Source organism: Agromyces hippuratus (genome assembly GCF_013410355.1).
In the GTDB taxonomy this organism is placed as follows: domain Bacteria; phylum Actinomycetota; class Actinomycetes; order Actinomycetales; family Microbacteriaceae; genus Agromyces; species Agromyces hippuratus.
Map to the genome: position 1 here is coordinate 1,010,316 of NZ_JACCFI010000001.1, position 20,582 is coordinate 1,030,897.

The 20,582-nt window shown below is 71.0% G+C and carries 14 protein-coding genes, 1 tRNA gene and 2 pseudogenes; 10 read left to right on the top strand and 7 right to left on the bottom strand.

Features of this window, described 5'->3' with window-relative positions; translation table 11 throughout:
* The first annotated feature begins 49 nt into the window (after positions 1-49).
* From BJY17_RS04905 to BJY17_RS04945, 9 genes and pseudogenes are all read left to right on the top strand, one after another.
* Positions 50-3,814 carry an SCO7613 C-terminal domain-containing membrane protein gene (locus BJY17_RS04905; protein WP_179550368.1) on the top strand — a complete coding sequence of 1,255 codons (3,765 nt, stop codon included), beginning with the start codon at positions 50-52 and terminating at the stop codon, positions 3,812-3,814.
* Positions 3,815-3,901: 87 nt separating this feature from the next.
* Positions 3,902-3,975: transfer RNA gene (locus BJY17_RS04910), tRNA-Gly, on the top strand.
* Positions 3,976-4,139: 164 nt separating this feature from the next.
* Positions 4,140-4,625, top strand: a pseudogene (locus BJY17_RS19060) (ATP-binding protein); the annotation flags it as partial.
* Between the two features lie 404 nt (positions 4,626-5,029).
* Complete coding sequence (locus tag BJY17_RS19065; RefSeq protein ID WP_456057512.1) at positions 5,030-7,075, top strand: hypothetical protein; 2,046 nt, start codon at positions 5,030-5,032, stop codon at positions 7,073-7,075.
* Positions 6,997-7,821 (top strand): alpha/beta fold hydrolase, encoded by an 825-nt coding sequence (locus BJY17_RS04925; protein WP_179550371.1) that lies wholly within the window; start codon positions 6,997-6,999, stop codon positions 7,819-7,821. The genes BJY17_RS19065 and BJY17_RS04925 overlap by 79 nt, the downstream gene beginning before the upstream one ends.
* Positions 7,822-7,882: 61 nt before the next feature.
* Positions 7,883-8,731 (top strand): alpha/beta hydrolase, encoded by an 849-nt coding sequence (locus BJY17_RS04930; protein WP_179550372.1) that lies wholly within the window; start codon positions 7,883-7,885, stop codon positions 8,729-8,731.
* Positions 8,732-8,810: 79 nt separating this feature from the next.
* Positions 8,811-9,488 (top strand): annotated as a pseudogene (locus BJY17_RS04935) (esterase/lipase family protein); the annotation flags it as partial.
* 333 nt (positions 9,489-9,821) lie between these two features.
* Complete coding sequence (locus tag BJY17_RS04940) at positions 9,822-10,319, top strand: Dps family protein (protein WP_179550373.1); 498 nt, start codon at positions 9,822-9,824, stop codon at positions 10,317-10,319.
* 42 nt (positions 10,320-10,361) lie between these two features.
* Positions 10,362-11,090 carry a hypothetical protein gene (locus tag BJY17_RS04945; protein ID WP_179550374.1) on the top strand — a complete coding sequence of 243 codons (729 nt, stop codon included), beginning with the start codon at positions 10,362-10,364 and terminating at the stop codon, positions 11,088-11,090.
* 10 nt (positions 11,091-11,100) lie between these two features.
* Here the strand turns inward: BJY17_RS04945 and BJY17_RS04950 are convergent, their stop codons facing one another.
* The 7 genes from BJY17_RS04950 to BJY17_RS04980 form a co-directional block, all read right to left on the bottom strand.
* Positions 11,101-11,757 carry a response regulator transcription factor gene (locus BJY17_RS04950; protein WP_179550375.1) on the bottom strand — a complete coding sequence of 219 codons (657 nt, stop codon included), beginning with the start codon at positions 11,755-11,757 and terminating at the stop codon, positions 11,101-11,103.
* A gap of 72 nt (positions 11,758-11,829) precedes the next feature.
* Positions 11,830-13,260 carry a sensor histidine kinase gene (locus BJY17_RS04955; RefSeq protein ID WP_179550376.1) on the bottom strand — a complete coding sequence of 477 codons (1,431 nt, stop codon included), beginning with the start codon at positions 13,258-13,260 and terminating at the stop codon, positions 11,830-11,832.
* Positions 13,250-14,797, bottom strand: coding sequence for a multicopper oxidase family protein (locus BJY17_RS04960; protein WP_179550377.1), 1,548 nt, complete (start codon positions 14,795-14,797; stop codon positions 13,250-13,252). The genes BJY17_RS04955 and BJY17_RS04960 overlap by 11 nt, the downstream gene beginning before the upstream one ends.
* A 92-nt stretch (positions 14,798-14,889) precedes the next feature.
* Positions 14,890-16,407, bottom strand: a complete 1,518-nt coding sequence (locus BJY17_RS04965) for an amidohydrolase (RefSeq protein ID WP_322789751.1) — start codon at positions 16,405-16,407, stop codon at positions 14,890-14,892.
* Positions 16,404-17,414, bottom strand: a complete 1,011-nt coding sequence (locus tag BJY17_RS04970; RefSeq protein WP_179550378.1) for an Fpg/Nei family DNA glycosylase — start codon at positions 17,412-17,414, stop codon at positions 16,404-16,406. The genes BJY17_RS04965 and BJY17_RS04970 overlap by 4 nt, the downstream gene beginning before the upstream one ends.
* A gap of 1 nt (position 17,415) precedes the next feature.
* Positions 17,416-17,955 carry a ribose-5-phosphate isomerase gene (locus tag BJY17_RS04975; protein ID WP_179550379.1) on the bottom strand — a complete coding sequence of 180 codons (540 nt, stop codon included), beginning with the start codon at positions 17,953-17,955 and terminating at the stop codon, positions 17,416-17,418.
* Between the two features lie 9 nt (positions 17,956-17,964).
* Entirely contained in the window at positions 17,965-18,957 is a 993-nt protein-coding gene (locus tag BJY17_RS04980) for a DUF2332 domain-containing protein (protein ID WP_179550380.1), read from the bottom strand.
* Positions 18,958-19,054: 97 nt separating this feature from the next.
* Between BJY17_RS04980 and BJY17_RS04985 the strand changes: the two genes are divergently transcribed.
* Positions 19,055-20,539 carry an SDR family oxidoreductase gene (locus tag BJY17_RS04985; RefSeq protein ID WP_179550381.1) on the top strand — a complete coding sequence of 495 codons (1,485 nt, stop codon included), beginning with the start codon at positions 19,055-19,057 and terminating at the stop codon, positions 20,537-20,539.
* Positions 20,540-20,582: the final 43 nt, after the last annotated feature.

A 20,582-nucleotide genomic window follows, 5' to 3' on the forward strand; every position in this document is an offset into this window, starting at 1 on the left:
GTTGTGGATGATCCACCGCTGGCGCTCACGACCATGGCAGAGTGTGGCCATGCCCGAGCAGCCCGCCGATGCCCGCGACCTCCGACGCTGGCCGTCAGACCCCGCGCAACTGATCGACACGACGCTCTGCCCCTCCTGCTTCAGCGCGCTGCGCAGCGCGGTGTGCGGCACCTGCGGACTCGACCTCTCGGTGCCCGCCGCGGGCGAGCTGCTCGCCGCCGGCCGCGCACTGCACGATCGCGAAGCCGACCGGCAGTCGCTCATCTCGACGATGCGCGAGGCGCAGACCTCCCGCGTTCGTCAGGCTGCGGCGAGCGTGACGGATGCCGCGGCGCATGCTGCTCCCGTTGCGGCGGCGACGCCGTCGCCCTCCCCCGCGATGGTTCCGGCCCAGGCGCCGCCGGTGCTGTCGGTGCCGGTACCAGTGCCGCCGACTCCGGCAGTGACTCCGACCCCGACCTCGATCCCCCAGCAGCTCCAGGCCTCTGCTCCGGCACCCGCGGGCGCGACCGCGCCGGTCGCCGCGCCTCGCTCCGGACGCTCGGGCGTGCAGGTGCTGCTCCTGACGCTCGGCGTCGTGCTCATCTCCATCACGGCGATCGTGTTCCTCTTCGTCGCCTACCTCGTCGCGTCCCTCGAGGTGCGCTCGATCATCATCGCCGTGGCGAGCGTGCTCGTGCTCGGCGTCGCGTGGCTGCTCAGGGCCCGCCGCCTTCCCGGCACCGCCGAGGGCGTGGCATCCGTCGCCATCGTGCTGCTGCTGCTCGACGTGTGGATCGTGCGGGCCAACATGCTGTTCGGCACCGAGACCATCGGCACGTCGGCGTACCTCGGCGGCGCCCTGCTCGTCGTGGCTGCGGTGCTGGTCGGCGTGCGAGCGGCGAGCGGCATCCGCATCGCGGGCATCGCCGCGGCCGCGTTCGCTCCCGTCGGCGTGTTCCTGCTCGCCAGCGAGGCCGCGCCCGACGACCAGCTCAGCACCCCGTTCTGGGTCGGATTCCTCGCTGTCTCCCTCCTGGGGTCGGCGGCCGTGCTGCTGCCCGCCACGGTCGAGCGCACCATCGTGATGGCGGCAGGCTTCGTCGGCGGAGCGCTCGCCCTCCTCCCCGCCTACTGGGCGCTGCCCGAGGTGCCGTGGAGCCAGCTGTGGTGGTACCTCGTGGTGGCGGCCGCGTGGCTGCTCGCACTGCTCGCGGTGCGACTGCGACACGGGCTCGGCACGGTCTGGGCAGTGATCGCGGCGCCCGCCTTCGGCCTGAGCCTCGCGCTGGCGCCGACCCTGGCGATCTTCAGCGAACTCGGCAGCGAGGTCTCGCTCTGGCTCGCCCCGGCCGCCGCGGGTGCCGTCGCAGCAGTGTTCGCCGCCGGCACACGACTCGCGGGCCCGGTCGCACGGGATTCCCTCGCAGCGATGGTCGCGGCGATCGCCGTCGCCGCCTGCTCGGTGCTTCCCGGCGTGTTGCTCGGCCTCGGCGTCGTCTGGACGAGGTTCGCCGGAAGCGTGCCGCCGTGGAATCTCGAGCTCGACGAGCAGCTGCGACCCGGCATCCCCGATCACGACCTCACCGCGGTGCTCGTGCCCGCCGTCGTCGCCGTCGGCGCGCTCGTCATCTCGGTGCTCGTGCGGAGCGGCCGGGCGCTGGCCGCGATCCCGACCGCTGCAGCCTTCGCGAGCGGCATCGCCGTCGCCTGCGTCGCCCCCGGCCCCGCGATCGCCGCCGTGCTGCTCCTCGTGCTCGCCGGCGGCGCGCTCGCCCTCGCCGCAATCCGGCATCGCCTCGAGGCACCGGGCCTGCTCGCGGCCCTCGCGGTCGGCGGCAGCGCCAGTGCCGCCTTGGCGTGGTGGGTGGGCTACTCGAACGCGACGGTGTGGCCGTGGGTCGCGACGATCGTGATCGCACTCGCGATCGTCGGCCGCGTCATCGCGCGCCGGGTCTGGCCTGCGGTCGCCGTACCGGCGGCCGGCGCGACGCACCTCGCTATCGCGTCGACGCTCTTCGTCTTCGCCGTGTTCTCCATCCCGTTCTGGCAGGCTCCCGACGACGTGCAGCTCATCGAGCCGTGGATGTGGCTCGCCGTCGCCTCCTCCGTGCTCCTCGTCGCCGCCGCTGTCGTGCGCTTCGGCAGCACGAGCGATCGCCTGTGCGCGGTGACGCCGCTGTTCGCGGCATCCGTGATCTCGATCTGCGCACTCGCCTTCGAGACGGATGCCTCGTGGCGCTGGGTGCCGGCGAGCATCTTCGTCATCGCCGGGGTGGTCTGGTTGCGCCTCGGCGTCCCCGAGGCACTGCGCGTCGCCTTCGCCGCGACGACTCCGCTCGCGCTCGCCTTCGTCTCCGTGGTCGTCGTCGACGAGGCGTTCGGGTGGGAGACCATCGGTATCGCCATCGCGGGCGCGGCCCTGCTCGGCGCGGCGCTGGCTCACGTGGTGCCCGAGCGCACGAGTCGTACCCGACTCGTCTGGGCCGTCGCCGCGGGCGTCGTCGGCGCGGTCGCGCTCGTCGCCGGCGTCACCGGCTCGTTCGGCTCCTCGGAGCTCTGGCTCGTGCTCCTGCTGCTGACCCCGGTGCCGATCGTGCTCGCCGCACTCGACGGAGATCCGATCGGCGGCGATTCGCCGGCCAGGCATCTCGGCTGGCTGAGCCTCGTGCTCGGGGTCACGACGGTCTGGGTGCGGCTCTCCGGCTCGGGCGTCGGCGATGTCGAGGCCTACACGCTGCCGCTCGCCGCCGCCCTCGCCGCCACCGGCGGGCTGATCACGTGGCGTCGCACGAGCGGCGCCGCTCCCGCTCAGGGCCGCACGGCGCTGTTCGCGACCGCTGCCGCCGTCGCCGTGCTCCCGAGCATCGGCACGGCGGGCGTTGCCGAGCTGCGGGCCCTGCTGCTCGTGTCGATCGGCATCGTCTTGGCGGTCGCCGCGGTGTTCCTGCCCGAAGTCGCGCGCGGGGTGCCCGTGCGGCTGCTCGGCGTGCTCACCGGCTGGGTCGCGTTCACGGGCGCCGGCCTCGTGCGCGGTGCCACCGTCGCCGCGGATCGCGCCGAGAGCGTGCTCGTCGTCGAGTTCTGGCCGCTCATCGCCCTGGCGGCGGGCGTCACGATCGCGGTGATGTGGGCGCGCACCGCGTCGCGCCCCGCCTGGCTGGCTGAGGTGCTGCTCGCGGCATCCGTCGCGCTCGCCACCGTGCCGACACTGCTGGAGATCGTCACGGGCGACGAACCGCTGCTCCGCTCGGCCGTGCTGTTCCCCGTGCTCGCTCTCGCGTGCATCGCGTCGGCCGCGACGACGGCGAGGCCCCTCGCCGGCTCGGTGTTCGTCTGGACGATGCTCTGCGCGCTGGCCCTCGGCGGCACGATCGTGCTGTTCTCCGGTCAGCTCGACACGTTCGATCTCGTCACCGCCTCGGTCGGCGTTGCGCTCATCGGCGTCGGCTGGTTCCGCATGCGCCGCGCTCCCGAGCTCGGCAGTTGGCCGGCTCTCGGTCCGGGCCTGGCCGTGCTGCTCGTGCCGCCGCTCTTCGCCGACTTCACCGATCCCCAGCTGTGGCGCATCGTGACGCTCGGCGTCGTCTCGGTCGCCGTGCTCGTCGTCGGCGCTGTTCGCCGCCTGCAGGCCCCGTTGCTGCTCGGCGGGGCGGTGCTGCTCGTGCACGCGCTCGTGCAGCTCTGGCCGTGGATCACCGACCTCTACGAGGCCGTGTGGTGGTGGTTGTGGCTCGGCATCGCCGGCGTACTGCTCGTCGTGCTCGCCGCGACCTACGAACGCCAGATGAGGCTCGCTCGCGGCGCCATCCGCTCGATCGCAGCCCTGCGATAGGCACTCGACGGGCGGCATACGCGGCGCGCGTCACGAGAGGGGGGTCATCGTGTACTACGATGATCCAGTGCCCGCGAGCGGGTACGCGGGGATGTAGCTCAATGGTAGAGCCTCAGTCTTCCAAACTGATCACGCGGGTTCGATTCCCGTCATCCCCTCCACACGACCCACTCGTCGTTGCCTCCGGCGCTCTCGCCACACGCGCAGCGTTCTCGATTCGCGATTTCGGCCCCCTCGAGGCGTCGACGAACGTGCGCGCAGCGTGCTCGCGATCTGATCGCCCGTGAGGATTCGGTCTAGCGCCAGCTGAGAGCGCTCTACTACCGTGAACCCCATCGACAACATCCAGCCCTCGCTCCTCGGCCGCGGCGAAGAATTGGAACGTCTCGCCGTGCTCGTGGGTTCGGCGCGCAACGGGCACGGCTCGGCCTTGCTCCTGCGCGGCGAGGCCGGCATCGGGAAGACGACCCTGCTCGAAGCGGCCATGCACGACCTCGCAGGCGTTCGGGTCGTCCGTTCCGACGGCTTCGAGGCGGAGTCGGCCATGCCGTATGCGATGCTGCAGCGACTCGGGACGCCGTTCACACACCTCGTACCGGCTCTGCCGCGTCGCCAGGCATCGGCGTTGCGCATCGCCGCAGGCGTCGACGAGGGGCCGCCACCGGACCGATACCTCGTCGGCCTCGGCATGCTGTCGCTGCTCGCGGCCGCCGCAGAGCGCGAACCGCTCGTGTGCGTCGTCGATGACGCGCACCTCTCCGATCCCGAGTCGCTCGAGGTGCTCGCGTTCGTCGCGCGTCGGCTGAAGGCGGAGGCGGTGGCGATCGTGCTCAGCACCCGCCCCGACCCGAGAGTCGATCGCGCGGCCGCCGGCATCGCCTCCCTGGAGCTCGGAGGGCTCGACGCGCAGACGGCCGTGCACGTGCTGAATCGGTCGGCGACGGATCAGGTCGACCCGTACCTCGCGATGCGATTCGCCGAGGAGACGGGTGGCAATCCGCTCGCCCTCACCGACCTTGCGCGGGAGTTCACCGCACAGCAGCTCACCGACTCCTCGCTCGGGCTCGGCCCGTTCCGATCGGTCAACGCCTGGAGTCCACCTACCTTCGCGCGGTCGAAGCGCTTCCGGCCGACACGCGTCGGTGGCTCGGCATCGTCGCGGCGGAGTCCACCGGTGATCCCGCGCTCATCGACGAAGCCGCTCGCCGGCTCGCCGTGCCCGCCGATGCCTCCGGGGCGGCCGAGAGCGCCGGGCTCGCCACTTCGCGCGACCGCGTGCAGTTCCGGCATCCGCTCGTCCGCGCTGCCGTCTACAACGCGATGCCAGCGACGGAGCGTCGCCGCGTGCACGAGGCGCTCGAATCGGTCGCCGGAGCACGTGGTCGTCCCGATCTCGCGGTCTGGCACGCGGCAGAGGCCACGCTCGGCATCGACGACGAGGTCGCCGACCGCCTCGAACTGGCAGCGGATGCCGCGGGCGGGCGTGGCGGCACGGTCTCACGTGCTCGACTGCTGGCGCGCGCGGCCGATCTGTCGAGCCATGGGCCGCAGCGGGAGGCGAGGCTCGTCGCCGCCGCCGAGGCCGCCGCGGTCGCCGGTGCGGCACGCTTCGCGGCCGAGATGCTCGACCGAATCGACCCGGCCGCCCTCGACCCCGTGGCCGAGGGGCGGGTGCTCATGCTGCGCGCCATGCTCGCCCTGTTCGTGGCCGATCCCGAAGGGGTGAGGGGCGGCACCGAGCAGTTGCTGCGGGCAGCCGGCCTGTTCCACGGTCGAGCGCCCGAGCTCGAGCAGCGGGCTCTGCTCGGGGCCTTCAACGCGGAGCTCACCTCGGAGTCGACCGTGCGCAGCGGGAGCCTGCAGGCGCTCGGGCGCCGGCTCGCGACCGGAGCCGGCGTGACCGACGGGCGCAGGTCGCTCGCGTTGCGCGCCCTCGGTGCGCACATCCTGCGGCCGTACCCCGAGGCGGCGCCGATCATGCGTGCAGCGGTTGCGATGCTGCAGGACTCGAACGACGCGCAGCTGCTCGAGCTCGGCTCCGAGGCGGTCGCGTTGACGATGGCGTTGTGGGACGAGCAGACCTGCGTCGAACTGCTCGAACGCACGGTGCGTGCGGCCACGGAGGCCGGCAACCTGCGCGTGCTCGACACCACGCTGTGGGTACTCGGGCTCCTCGAGCTCGTCCGCGGCGACCCCGCCGCATCCGGTCGGTACGTGGAGCAGGTGCGCGAGTTGCGCCGAGCCATCGGCTACGACGCGGAGCAGGTCGTGAACGCGTCCTACCTCGCCTGGTCGGGGGCGCCGCCCGAACTCGTCGAGCAGATCGCCGAGGCGACGCTCCTCACCGGATTCGCCGGCGTCTGGACGATCGCGATGACCGGTCTCAGCATCCGCGAGATCGCCGACGGCCACTACCGTGACGCCTACGAGCGCCTCCGACCCATGGTCGAGCGCGAGTTCCTGCAGGTGACGTACCAGCAGCTGCCCGACCTGGTCGAGGCGGGCGTACGCAGCGGCAATGTCCGGGCGGCGCGGGCCGCGGCCGATCGGCTCGCCGAATTCGCGACGGCGAGCGGCACGCCATGGATCCGCGGCATCTCGGCACGGGCCGAGGCCCTGCTCGCCGAGCCGGAGCAGGCGGAGGCCCGATACGTCGAGGCGATCGAGCACTTCGGCCGGGCCACGGCACCCGGCGAGCTCGCGCGCGCACACCTGCTGTACGGCGAGTGGTTGCGCCGCATGAAGCGCCGCCGCGAGGCCCGCGACGAGCTCCGTTCCGCGCTCGCGATCTTCGAACGCGTCGGTGCGCCGGCGTTCGCGGCGCGAGCCCGTCGGGAACTCGAGGCGACCGGCGAGCACGTGCTCGCGCACGAGACTGGTGACGGCCCCGACCGGCTCACACCCCCAGGAGGATGCGGTCGCGCGGCTCGCGTCCGCCGGCCGGACGAACGCCGAGATCGGCGCCGAGCTCTTCATCAGCGCGAACACGGTCGACTACCACCTGCGGAAGGTGTTCCGGAAGCTCGGCATCACCTCGCGGAAGCAGTTGACCGAACGGATGCCCGGTCGCTGAGCTCGCGACTACGCGCATCACGTGGTTCGGCGCAAGCACGGCGCGGGCCAGCATCGAGGCATCCGCGAATCGCGAGCCGCGCGACTCGCCCCGCATCCGGGAGGCGCCCATGCCCCACGTCACTGCCGATGACGGCGCGCAGATCTTCTACAAGGACTGGGGTTCGGGCGGCACACCGGTGCTCCTGAGCCACGGGTGGCCGCTGAACGCGGACGCCTGGGAGGCGGCGGCGCTCTTCCTCGCCGAGCACGGGCACCGCGCGATCGCGCACGACCGGCGCGGCCACGGCCGATCGAGCCAGACGTGGAACGGCAACGAGATGGACACGTACGCCGACGACCTCGCCTGCCTCATCGAACACCTCGACCTGACGGATCTCACGCTCGTCGGGCATTCGACCGCGGGCGGCGAGATCGCGCACTACGTCGGCCGGCATGGTTCGGCGCGGGTCGCGAAGCTCGTGCTCGTCTCGGCTGTGCCCCCGCTCATGCTCGAAGCCTCCGACAACCCGGGCGGGTTGCCGCTCGCCGTGTTCGACGGGATTCGTGCGGGCGAGGCATCCGATCGCTCGCAGCTGTACCGCGACCTCGCCGACGGGCCGTTCTTCGGTCACAACCGCAACACCGACATCTCGCAGGGTGTGCGCGACGCGTTCTGGCTGCAGAGCATGGCCTGCGGGCACCGTGCCGCCTACGAATGCATCGCGGCGTTCTCGGCCACGGATTTCCGGCCCGACCTGGCGAGCATCGACGTGCCGACCCTTGTGATCCACGGCGATGACGACCAGATCGTGCCCTTCCAGGTCGGCGGCGCTCGCTCGGCCGAGCTCATCGAAGGGGCGACGCTGCTGGTCTACGAGAACGGCGCGCACGGCCTGCCCGACACCGACCGCGATCGGCTGCACGCGGACCTGCTCGCCTTCATCGACTCCTGAACCGGATGCCGCGGGGCCGCCCCTGCGGCATCGAAACGCTCACACTCGAAAGGACTCCGCCATGACCGACCAGACCGACTCCGCCGCCCCCGACACCATCGTGCTCGTGCACGGCCTCTGGATGACCCCGCGCAGCTGGCGGGGCTGGAAGGAGCGCTTCGAGTCGAAGGGCTTCACCGTGCTCACGCCCGCCTACCCCGGTTTCGAGATCGAGGTCGAGGCGTTGCGCGAGAACCCCGACGTCATCGCGAAGCTCACGGTGCCCGAGACCGTCGACCACATCGCCGCCCAGATCGAGGCGCTGCCGAAGCCGCCGATCATCATGGGCCACTCGTTCGGCGGCACGCTCACGCAGCTGCTGCTCGCGCGGGGGCTCGGCGCGTCGGCCGTCGTCGTCGACTCCGCGCCGACCGAGGGCGTGCGGATGACGCCCCTCTCCCAGGCGAAGTCGCTCTTCCCGGCGCTGAAGAACCCCGCGAACATCCATCGGGCCGTCGCGTTCACGCCCGAGGAGTTCCACTACGCGTTCGCGAACACGCTGTCGCGCGAGGACTCCGACGCTGCATGGGAGGAGTTCGCGATCGCCGCACCGGGCAACTGGATCTGGGCGTACGGGCTCATCGCAAACTTCAAGCCCGGCCGCCAGGAGACCTGGGTCGACTACGCGAAGGATCGTGCACCCCTGCTCTTCATCGGCGGCGAGAAGGACCACATCATGCCCCCGAGCGTGAACAAGTCGAACGCGAAGCACTACGCGAAGTCGCCGGCGCTCACGGAGTACGTCGAGTTCCCGGGTCGCTCGCACTGGATCTGCGCCGAGCCCGGTTGGGAGGAAGTGGCCGACCACGCCCTCGAGTGGGCGCTCGCACACGCGAGTGAGTCGGTGGTGCTCGGCGCAACGGCCGAGTGACGGAGACCGGCCCTCGACATCTGATCCACACCCGCAACGAATCGGTGATCCGCACCGCAACGAATCGGAAGGAACGATCATGATCACAACCAAGCGGAGAGGCCTCGCCACCCTCGCCATCGCAGCAGCGTTCTCCCTCGTCGCCCTCGGAGGCGCCGTTCTCCCGGCGACCGCGGCGACCACCGCGGACGCGCACGTCGCACGGGCCACCGCAGCCAAACCGACCGTCGTCCTCGTACACGGCGCGTTCGCCGACTCCAGCGGCTGGAGTCTCGTCTCAACGGCGCTGCAGGCCAAGGGCTACCCGGTCATCGCGTTCTCGAACCCGCTGCGCGGGCCGCAGTACGACGGCGACTACCTTCGACAGTTCCTCAGCACCATCAGCGGGCCCGTCGTGCTCGTCGGCCACTCCTACGGCGGCGCCGTGATCAGCAATGCGGCCACGGGCAACCCGAACGTCAAGTCGCTCGTCTTCATCGCCGCCTACGCGTTGGCCGAGGGAGAATCCGTCCAAGCCGCGAACGCTCTCGGCGGCGGCCACACCGACGTGATCGACCATCTCGTGCTCCGCCCGTTCCCCGGCGCGACCGAAGGTGATGCCGATGCCTTCATCGACCCGGCGTTCTTCCCGGAACTGTTCGCGCAGGACGTCCCGAAGATCGTGGCGCAGAACATGGCCGGCTCGCAGCGCCCCGGGGCGCTCGCATCCCTCGTCGCTCCATCGGGTCCGCCGGCCTGGGCGTCGATCCCCAGCTGGTACATGGTGGCCAAGAACGACCGCATCATCCCGCCCGAAGCGGAGCGCGGCCATGGCCGCGCGGGCCGACGCCACGACGGTCGAGGTGAACACCTCGCACGTGCCGATGATCAGCCAGCCGCTCAAGGTGATCTCGATGATCCTCGACGCGGCCAAGTAGTCGACGTGTGTCGGCCCGCCGCGTCCGCGGCGGGCCGACATGCTGCATTTCGATACACGGAGCCCGATCTCCCTTCCGTGTCAACCCCAGATCAGCCCAGCCTTCCCTTGGTTGAAATCCGCGAGCACCCGCGTAGCGTTGAACACGACATACGTTCAGGGAAGGTGGACCACATGACAGACACCAAGATCGCCCCCAAGAGCCCCAAGGCCGGCGCGAACGCCGACGTGGCATCGGGCGTCGCGCAGTTCCTCACCCCGGTCGTGCAGGAGCTCGTCGCCCTCGCCGTGAATGGCAAGCAGGCGCACTGGCACGTACGCGGCGTGAACTTCATCGCAGTGCACGAGCTGCTCGACGAGGTCGTGGCGCACGCGCAGGAGTGGGCCGACCTCGCGGCTGAGCGAGTCGTCGCACTGGGCCTGCCGGTCGACGGCCGCCTCAAGTCGGTCGCCGACAAGAGCGGCGCCGTGAACCCGAAGCTCGGGTTCCAGCCCTACGACGAGGCCATCGCCGACGTCGTCGCCCAGATCGACCTCGCGGCCGAGAAGGTCGCCGAGGCGATCGACGGACTCGACGAGCTCGACCCGGTGAGTCAAGACGTCGTGATCGAGATCCGCCGCGGCCTCGACAAGGACCGCTGGTTCCTCTTCTCGCACGTCGCCGTGAAGTAACACGCGATGGCGGGCTGACGGGCCCGGGTGCAGAATGCCGGTATGACGGCCGATGCACCCGGGCCCGTTTCGTCTTCGGCGGATGCCGCGGGCGCGGGCTCGAGCGCGGCATCCGACCCGCCCCTGACCGACGCGCAGAAGTCGTTGCGCGCGCAGATGCTGGCCACCGAGCACTGGAGCCTGCTCGCCTCGCGGTCGACCACGCAGAGCGAGGTGCTCACCCGCATCGCGATCTTCCTCACGCTCGTCTCGGCGGGACTCGTGACGCTCGGCGTGCTCGGCAACGCCACCGAGTTCCGCGGCTGGTTCGGGATCGCCGCGCTCGGCGTGCTCGTGCTGCTCGTGCTGCTCGGGGTCATCACGCAGTTCCGCGTATTCAACACCGCGACCGAAGACCTCGCGTACGTGCTCGCGATGAACCGGCTGCGCGGCGCCTACCTCGATCTCGACCCGGGCATCGAACGGTACTTCCTCATGGGCACGACCGACGACGAGACCGGTATCGGCCGGACGTACTACCCGTTCGCCGCGCGCGACCGCACGCAGGTCTTCGCGAGTTCGGCGATGGTCATGCTCGTCGTGAACACCGCACTCGTCGGCCTCCTCACCGGTGCGCTGGTCTACGCGTTCACCGCGTCGGTGGGGTGGTCGGTCGCCGCCGGTGCGGTCGTCGCGGTGATCTCGTTCCTGTTCTGGATGTTCCGGGGCTACCGCAGCTACCTGGAGGTGCTGCGCACGCACGTGCCCCTGCGGCGCAGCCCGAAGGAGTGACCCGGAAGCGTCAGCGCTGCAGCCAGGTGAGCACGGCGAGCACGCGCCGATGGTCGGTGCCCGAGTCCTCGAGTCCGAGCTTCTGGAAGATCGACGTGACGTTCTTCTCCACGGCACCGACGCCGATGAAGAGCTGCTTCGCGATGCCGGCGTTGGTGCGCCCCTCGGCCATGAGCGTCATGACCTCGCGTTCGCGGGGCGTCAGGGTCTCGAGCGGGTCGCTGCGGCGGGCGAGCAGCTCGCGCACGACCTGCGGATCGAGCACGGTGCCGCCCTGGCTGACCCGTTCGACGGCGTCTTCGAGTTCGTCGAGCGACGCGACGCGGTCCTTCAGCAGATAGCCCATGCCGCCCTCGCCCGAAGAGAGCAGTTCGTGGGCGTACGTGCCCTCGACGTACTGGCTGAGCAGCAGCACGCCGACCCTCGGCATGCGCCGCCGCAGTTCGATGGCCGCGCGCACTCCCTCGTCACGGAACGACGGAGGCATGCGCACGTCGAGGATCGCGAGGTCGGGCCGGGTCTCGTCGAGAGCCGCGAGGAGCGAATCGGCCTCGCCGTAGGCGGCCACCGTCTCGAAGCCGGCCTCGTCGAAGAGCCGCACGAGCCCCTCGCGGAGCAGCACCGAATCCTCGGCGAGCACGATGCGGAGCGGGGCGCGATCGGTCATGCCCCCCACACTATCGGCGGGCGAGCGGATGCCTCGTGGCGGCACGTGCCACGAGGCATCCGCTGTTCCGGATCAGGCCTGGATTGCCGTCTCCCCCGCAGCGAGCGGCGCGAACGGGATGTGCGCGCCGATCGTCGTGGGGCCGCCGACGGGGCTGTCGACGACGAGCACGCCGCGCAGGCCCTGCACGCGCTCCTCGAGACCCGCGAGGCCGTGCCCTGCGGTGAGCGCTGCGCCGCCGCGCCCGTTGTCGGTCACCCAGACGTCGAGCCAGTGGCCGGTCGCGCCCGTGTCGCGCGTCGAGACGGTGAGGCGGATGCCGCTCGCCTCGGCGTGCTTCACGGCGTTCGTGAGCAGTTCGGCGGCGATGAAGTAGGCGTTGCGCTCGATCGACGCGGGCAGCGCGGCATCCGTCGGCAGGTCGATCTCCACCGTGACCGGAATCGGGCTGCGGGCTGCGACCGACTGCAGGGCGACGGCGAGACCGCGGTCCTGCAGGATCGGCGGGGCGAACCCGCGCGAGAGCGCCCGCAGCTCGTCGAGGGTCTCGCGGGCCTGCTCGCGGGCTTCGACGAGCAGTTCGCGCGCCGACTCGGGGTCGCGCTCGAGCTTGCGCTCGATCGCGGCGAGGTCCATCTGCAGCCGCACGAGCCGCTGCTGCGGGCCGTCGTGGATGTCGCGTTCGAGGCGTCGGAGCGACGCGTCTTCGGCCTGCACAGCTGCGCCGCGGGAGGCGGCGAGCTGCGCGACCTCGCGCTCGAGGGCTTCGGAGCGCCACGAGCCCAGCACGCCGCGCGCGATGACATCGTGCAGCAGCGTGAGGCCGCGGAACACGAACGGCAGGGTGGCGAGGAAGATCAGGCCGAGGAAGAACTCGAAGACCGTCTCACCGACGACGGGGTCGATCTGCCAGGTGTTGCCCGGGAACATCCAGTCGACGACGACGTCGTAGAGCCAGAAGTCCTGGTCGCCGCGGCCGTCGGGGATGTAGCGCTGCCAGATCCAGCCCGTCGTGCCGCCGAGGGCCACCGAGGTCCAGGCGATCGTGAGGCTCCACGAGACGATGCTGATGACCGGGTTGATGATCATGCCGTGCAGCATGTAGAGCCAGTAGTGGCCGTCGACGAACGGCGCGAAGATCGTGCGCCAGAAGCCCTGCTCGCGGTTGTCGCGGTTCCAGACCGGGCGGGTGATCTCGGTGCGACCCGCCCAACGCAGGCGCACGAGCTCGAGGGTGCCGAACCCGCGGGCGATGAAGAGCGATGCGACGACGATGAAGACGCCGAAGACCAGTGCGATCAGCCCGAGTCCGGTGAAGAAGGTCGTCGCGAGCACGACGAGCCCGGTGATCGCGATCGGCATGGTGAGGATGAGGAAGGCGAACTCGCGCGGCACCTTCGCCCACAGCGACCAGTAGCTGCGGCGCTTCGGCGCGGCATCGGTGGTCGCGACGGAGGCGGACGCCGGGGGCGTCGCCGTGGTCTCAGTGGTGTCAGTGCTCATGATGGGTTCCCTCAGTAATCGTGGCACGCTGACCGGGCTCGACGACGGCGAACTGGCCCATCATCCCCTGGTCTTCATGCCACAGCAGGTGGCAGTGGTACATGTACGGCGTGTCGGGGTCGGAGTAGTCCTCGAACCGCATCAGCAGTTCGTACTCCTTCTCGGGCTCCGTGAAGATCGTGTCCTTCCAGCCCGCGAGCTCGGGCGGCGGCGCAGTTCCGTCGATCGACGCGATGCGGAACTGCACGTCGTGCACGTGGAAGCTGTGCGGCAACGATGTCGCGTTGTCGACGATCCAGCGTTCGAGGGTGTCGACGGTCACGGTCTCGTCGATGCGCCCCATGTCCATCGCCTCGCCGTTGATCTCGAAACTGTCATCGAGGGTGAAGTTGCGAGTCATCGCGACCTCGGTCTCGTCGAAGTCGTCGATCGTGTTGAGCGCGGCGGGCACCGGCGGCGCCGGGTCGAGCGTCTCGGCTGCGCGCACCTCGAGCACGTCGAAGGCGTCGCTGCCGCCGTTCGTGTCGGCGACCGGCCCCACGAGACCCGCGATCTCGGGCGTCATCTTCGACTGCAGCACCACGCGCTCGCCGGGCGTGACGCGCAGCAGCACCTCTGCGCGTTCGCCCGGCGAGAGCCGCACATGATCGAGCGAGACGGATGCCTCGAGCAGCCCGCCGTCGGTCGCGATGAGTTCCACGGGGCGCGCGTCGCCCCACGCGAAGGCATAGGTGCGCGCGGTCGAGGCGTTCAGCAGCCGCAGGCGCACGAGCTCGTCGGAGACGTCGAGGTACGGGCCGCGGGTGCCGTTGACGATGAGCTCGTCGCCGAGGCCGCCGGCGTACCCGCGCTGCTTCGATTCCTGCTCGCCGTCGGCGGAGAATCCCGAATCCTGCACGATGACGGGCACGTCGTCGACGCCGTACTCCGACGGCAGGCCGAGGGAGCGTTCCTGCTCGTCGTGCAGGATGAACATGCCCGCGAGCCCCCTCGCGACGTGATCCTCGGTCTCGCCGTGCGGGTGCGGGTGGTACCAGAGCGTCGCGGCCTGCTGGTCGATGTCCCACTCGGGCGACCACGAGGCATCCGGTGCCACCATCTGGTGCGGGCCGCCGTCCATCTCGGCGGGCAGGTGCATGCCGTGCCAGTGCACGGTCGTCGGCTCGTCGAGCGAGTTCGCGACGTTGACGCGCACATGTTCGCCGCGCTCGGCGACGAGCGTCGGGCCGAGGTAGCTGCCGTTGAAACCCCACGTGTCGCTCGGCTGCCCCGGGGTGAACTCGGTCGTGCCAGCCTGGGCGTCGAGCGAGAACACCCGCGTGCCGTCGGCGTCGACGGTGGACTCGGCGAGCGGCGGGATCGCGAGCGGCGTCTCGAAGTCGACCTTGCCGACCGTAGAGATCGGCCCGGGTCCGACGACGCCGCATCCGGCGAAGGCGATCGCCACGAGGCCGCCGGCGGCAACTGCGGCGAGCGCGGTGCCGAGCACGGCGCGGGGGCGACGGAGCTGAGGTGGTCGGAGGCGTGTCACTGGCATGGTTCCAGCCTCGCGAGCGACGCATCGGGGTCACAGCCGGAGGACAGCCGAATCGGGACGGGGGTTTTCCCCCTTCCCTACGGAGCCGGGCCTCAGAGCGTCTGGTGGGTGATGCGTCCGTCGAGCAGGGTCGCGGCGACGGGCATGGCGCGCAGCGCCTCCACGGATGCCGCGTACGGGTCGAGTTCGAGCACGGCGAGGTCGGCGCGCATGCCCGTGCGAACGGTCGTTCCCTGCCCGCCGGTGGACGCGGCGAGCGCGGCACGTGCTTCGATCGCCTGTTCGGGATGCCACGGCTCGCGCCCGTCCCGGGTGCGCCCCACGGCTGCCGCGATCGCGACCCACGGGTCGAGCGGTGCGACGGGGGCATCGGAGCCGAGGGCGAGTTCGACGCCCGCTGCTGCGAGATCGGCGAGCATGAACGCCCGGTCGGTGCGCCCGGCCCAGTAGCGTTCGGCGACGTCGCGGTCGTCCATGGCGTGCTCGGGCTGCACGCTCGCGACGATCCCGAGCCGCGCGAAGCGGTCGATATCGTCGCGGCGCAGCAACTGGGCGTGCTCGATCGATCCGGTGCATCCGACCGCTTCGAACGCATCGAGCACCCGGGCGTTGGCCTGGTCGCCGATGGCGTGCACCGCCGGGGTGATGCCCGCCTCGTGGGCACGCCGCATGAGCGGCACGAGCTCGTCGTACGCCACGGTCGCGAGCCCGTAGGGGTGTTCGTCGGGGCCGAGGCCGGGATACGGGTCGAAGCACCACGCGGTGCGCGTGTTGAGCGAGCCGTCGGTGATGACCTTGTACCCGCCCACCGTGACGAGCCCAGAAGTGCCGGAAACCTCGGCGCCGGTCCGGAGCCCCTCGGCGATCGCGCGGTCGAGGTGCTGCGTGTAGATGCCGAACGACACCCGCAGCGCGTCGACTCCCCCGGCCACCCGGCGCACCCAGTCATCGCGGTTCCACCGCATCTCGTACTCGGTGACGCCGACCACACCTCGGGCGGCTGCTCGGTGCGCGGCATCGGCCACCCATCCGTCGAGCACGGCGTCGGCGACGTCGTCGATCTCGCGCACGAGCCGGAAGCAGTCGTCTTCGCGCAGTATGCCGCTGGAACCGGCGAGTGCCTCCACTCCGTACCGTCGGAGCGCCGCGGAGTTCAGCCAGCAGGCGTGCAGGTCGGCAGCGACGAGCACCACGGGCACGTCGCCCGAGACCGCGTCGAGCACCGCGCGGCTCGGGGCGTCGCCCCAGAGCCCGTCGCGGTAGCCGAAGCCGATCACCTCATGGTCGCCGCGGTCGACGGATGCCCCGACGAGACGCGCGACGGCCGCCGCCGACTCCGCACCGGCCAGGTCGAGGCGGCGCGAGACCATGGCCCACTGGGAGAAGTGCACGTGCCGGTCGTACAGGCCCGGCACGACGAAGCGGCCGTCGAGGTCGAGACGACGGATGCCGCGGGGCGGAGTTTCTCCCGACGGCTTCTCCCCTGCCGGCGCCACCGAGACGACGCGGCCTCCGGCGAGGTGCAGGTCGACGACCTCGTCGGCGCCGGGCAGCCGTGCGCCGGCGAGGATCACGGGCTCAGCGGCATCCGTCGCGCTCATGGCATTCATGCCTGGCAGTAGGGGCACCAGTAGAGCTTGCGGGCGCCCATCTCCTCGAGCACGATGTTCGTGCCGCAGACCCGACAGGGCAGGCCCTCGCGCTTGTACACCCAGTGGCGGTCGTCGCGGCTGGCCATCGCTGCGCGGTACGCCTCGGGGTCGAGGTCGTCCATGGTCATCATCTGACCCGTCTCGACACCGATGCGCAGCAGCTTCGCCCAGTCGCGCCACAGGTGGCGCACATGCTCCTCGGGCACGAGCTTGCCCGGCGTGTGCGGGTTCTGCTTCGCCCGGAAGAGGAGTTCGGCCCGGTACACGTTGCCGATGCCCGCGACCACGTTCTGGTCCATGAGCAGCAGGCCGATCGGGGTCGCCGTCTTCAGGATCCTGCGGGTGAAGCACTCTTCGGCCTCGGGCCCGTCGTCGAGCAAGGGGTCGGGGCCGAGTCGGCCGACCACGGCTTCGACCTGGGCGGGGTCGAGCACCTCGCAGGCGGTCGGGCCACGCAGGTCGGCGCAGATCGTGTCGGTGAGGAGCCGCACCCGCACCTGCCCGATGGGCTCGGGCGGGAAGGTGTCGAGGCCGTTGCCGTCCTTCTCCTTCTCAGACTCCGACATGCGCAGGCGCGTCTTGCGCGGTGCGCCGATCGACTGCAACGAGTTCTCGCCGGCCGAGTCGAAGACGACGGCGTCGGGGTTCGGCCGGTCGAGGAAGGTGCCGGCCTGGTTCGTCTGCCCCATGCGCCCGTTCGCCGAGGCGATCGTGGCATCCATCAGGATCTCGCCGGCGAAGTCCCACGCCCCGTACATGCCGAGGTGCACGCGCAGCCAGACGTCGCCCTCGAAGCCGAGGAACATCTGCTTGCCCACGGCCCGCGCATCGGTCATGCGCCGGCCGTCGATCTCGGCCGCTCCGGCGGCGAACCGGCCTTGCGGGCTCGAGGCGCGCACGACATGCCCGACGAAGTTGCGTTCGAACTGCCGGGTGATGCGGTGGACGGAGTGACCCTCGGGCACGTCAGAGCCCGCTGGTTGAGCCTGTCGAAACCCCGCCGTCTGCAGACCCGGGCGAGACATCGACGCCCTTGCCCGCGATGTCGCCCGTCGTCTCGTACTCGGCGAGTTGGGCGATGCGGCGCACATGGCGCTCGTCGCCCGAGAAGGGCTCGGCGATGAAGGCGTCGATGTACCGGATCGCCTCCTGCACGGTGTGCTGGCGGGCTCCGATCGAGATGACGTTGGCATCGTTGTGCTCACGGGCGAGCATCGCGGTGTCCATGCTCCAGACGAGGGCTGCGCGGATGCCGCGGACCTTGTTGGCCGCGATCTGCTCGCCGTTGCCCGAACCGCCGAACACCACGCCGAGTGCGCGCACGCCCGCTGCCTGATCGCGCGCGACCCCGAGTGCTGCGTTGATGCAGAACGCCGGGTAGTCGTCGAGGGCGTCGTACTCGGCCGGGCCATGGTCGACGACCTCGTGACCGCCGTTGGTCAGGTGATCGACGAGCGTGCGGCTGAATTCGAGGCCGGCGTGGTCGGTCGCGATGTGGATGCGCATGCGCCAAGTCTATGGATTCGGCGCCCACGTGACCGCACGCCCGTGCGGGTGCGCCCAGGCGCGTTGCACACCGTCGACGGCGAGCACGAGGTCGCTGCTCTCGTTGGGCACGTCGTCGCGCACGCGGATGCCGCGGACCACGCTTCGCCCCTCGACCGAGAGCCAGTGACCGGGCAGCTCGCGCACCTGCTCGACGAACGCATCCCGGCCCTCCTCGTCGAGGTACATGAGCACTGCCGTGTGGAAGACGACGAGCGTGGCATCGGAGGGAGCGGATGCGGCGAGCGCGGAGAGTCGCTCGTTGAGGTCGCCGCTGACGAGGAGCGGCGGGGTGCGGGCCGCGATCTCGGCGGCGGCCCGAAGCCGGACGCGACGGTCGTCGTGCTCGGGCCACACCAGCGCGTCGAGCCAGTCGACGTCGGCGGTCGAGCGCACGTCGAGCGGGTGCAGGTCGATGCCCGCGCGCCAGACGACCTCGGGCATGGCTGCGGGCACGGGCGCCGGCACGTCGCCGCGGAGGGTGCAGTCGAGCACCACCGTGCTCGGGCCGCCCACCGGGTCCAGTTGCGGATGTCCCGAATACCGGTAGCTGTACTGGTCGGGGTACAGGCAGAGGCCCGCGGATGCCCCGACCTCGAGCAGCGCGATCGTGCCCTCGATGCCGCCGAGCACGGGCAGGTGCAGCGCGCAGCGCGCGGCCTCGTTGGTCTGCGTTGCGTGGGTGAGCGCGACCTCGCGCACGTCGTTCCAGTGCTCGGCGAGCCACTCCGCGAACGCAGGGTAGGCGCCGGTCGGGGCGCCGAGCAGGCGCGCGGACGAGAAGACGAGGTTCGGCTGCCGCTTCGGCGGCGGCAGCTCGTCGATGAGGGCGAGGGTCGAGGCATCCGTCGCCACCCCTGCAGCCCAGGCCTCGTAGGTGGCGGACATGCCGTGCGCCTCGACCTCGGCGAACGAGCGGTACCGGTCGGCCGTCGACGCGGATGCATCGGTGCTGGTGCTCATGGCGTCACGCTACTCCGGCGGCGAGCGCGCGTGCGTGCGTGCGCAGCGCACAGCGGCACACAGGCGATCGCGGGTTACCGGCCGGTAGAATCGTCGGATGCCCTCCGACGCCTCCGACTCCGCCAACGCGCCCACGATCGACGCGCGCGATCTCGAGACGACGCTGCGGGTGCTCGCCACGCTCAGCGAGCTCGACCAGGACGACCCCGACTTCGAGACCGTCCGCCACGCGACCGCGAAGATGTTCAAGGCGGTCAAGGTGGCACGCCGCCTCGAGAAGCGCCGTGTCATCCAAGACGCCGACCGCGCCGTGATCGCCGCGACGGCGACGGGCGCACCCACCCGCATCGACGACGAGACCCGGGGCGCCGACCTCGTGAGCGGCACCGACGCCCGCACCGCCGGCGAGCTGCAGGTCGCCCGCCCCTGTTACATCTGCAAGCAGCGCTACACGCTCGTCGACGCGTTCTACCACCAGCTCTGCCCGAGCTGTGCGGCCATGAGCCACGCCAAGCGCGACGCACGCACCGACCTCACCGGCAAGCGGGCCCTCCTCACCGGCGGTCGCGCGAAGATCGGCATGTACATCGCACTTCGCCTGCTGCGCGACGGCGCACACACGACGATCACGACGAGGTTCCCGCGTGACGCCGCCCGTCGGTTCGCCGCGATGCCCGACGCCGCCGACTGGCTGCACCGCCTGAAGATCGTCGGCATCGACCTGCGCGACCCCGCCCAGGTGATCGCGCTCGCCGACGACGTGGCCGCGCAGGGATCGCTCGACATCCTCATCAACAACGCGGCGCAGACCGTGCGCCGCTCCCCCGGTTCGTACTCGCCCCTCGTCGAAGCGGAGTCCTCGCCGCTGCCCGACGGCCCCATGCCCGAGCTCGTGAGCTTCGGCCACACGAACGACGCGCACCCGCTCGCGCTCGCCGACTCGGTGTCGAGCCACCCCGTGCTCACATCGGGCCTCTTCGCCGGCACAATGACGGCCGACGACCTCACGGCGCTCGCGCTCGCCCCCGGTTCGAGCTCGCTCGCGAAGCTCGCCGACCGCACCGCGATCGACGCCGGCGGGCTCGTGCCCGACCTGCACCACGAGAACAGCTGGAGCGCCGTCGTGCAGGACGTCGACCCGCTCGAGATGCTCGAGGTGCAGCTCTGCAACACGACGGCCCCGTTCATCCTCGTGAGCCGCCTGCGCGCGTCGCTCGCCGCCTCGTCGGCACGCCGCACGTACATCGTGAACGTCTCGGCGATGGAGGGCCAGTTCGGTCGCGGCTACAAGGGCCCGGGGCATCCGCACACCAACATGGCGAAGGCCGCGATGAACATGCTCACGCGCACGAGCGCGAAGGAGATGCTCGCCGACGGCATCCTCATGACGAGCGTCGACACCGGCTGGATCACCGACGAGCGCCCGCACCCCACGAAGGTGCGACTCGCCGAGGAGGGCTTCCACGCCCCGCTCGACCTCGTCGACGGCGCCGCGCGGGTCTACGACCCCATCGTGCGCGGCGAGGCAGGCGAAGACGTCACCGGCGTGTTCCTGAAGGATTACGTGCGCGCCGACTGGTGAGACCCCCACCGCGCCCGGCCGCCGCAGCGCGCCGCCGCACCGC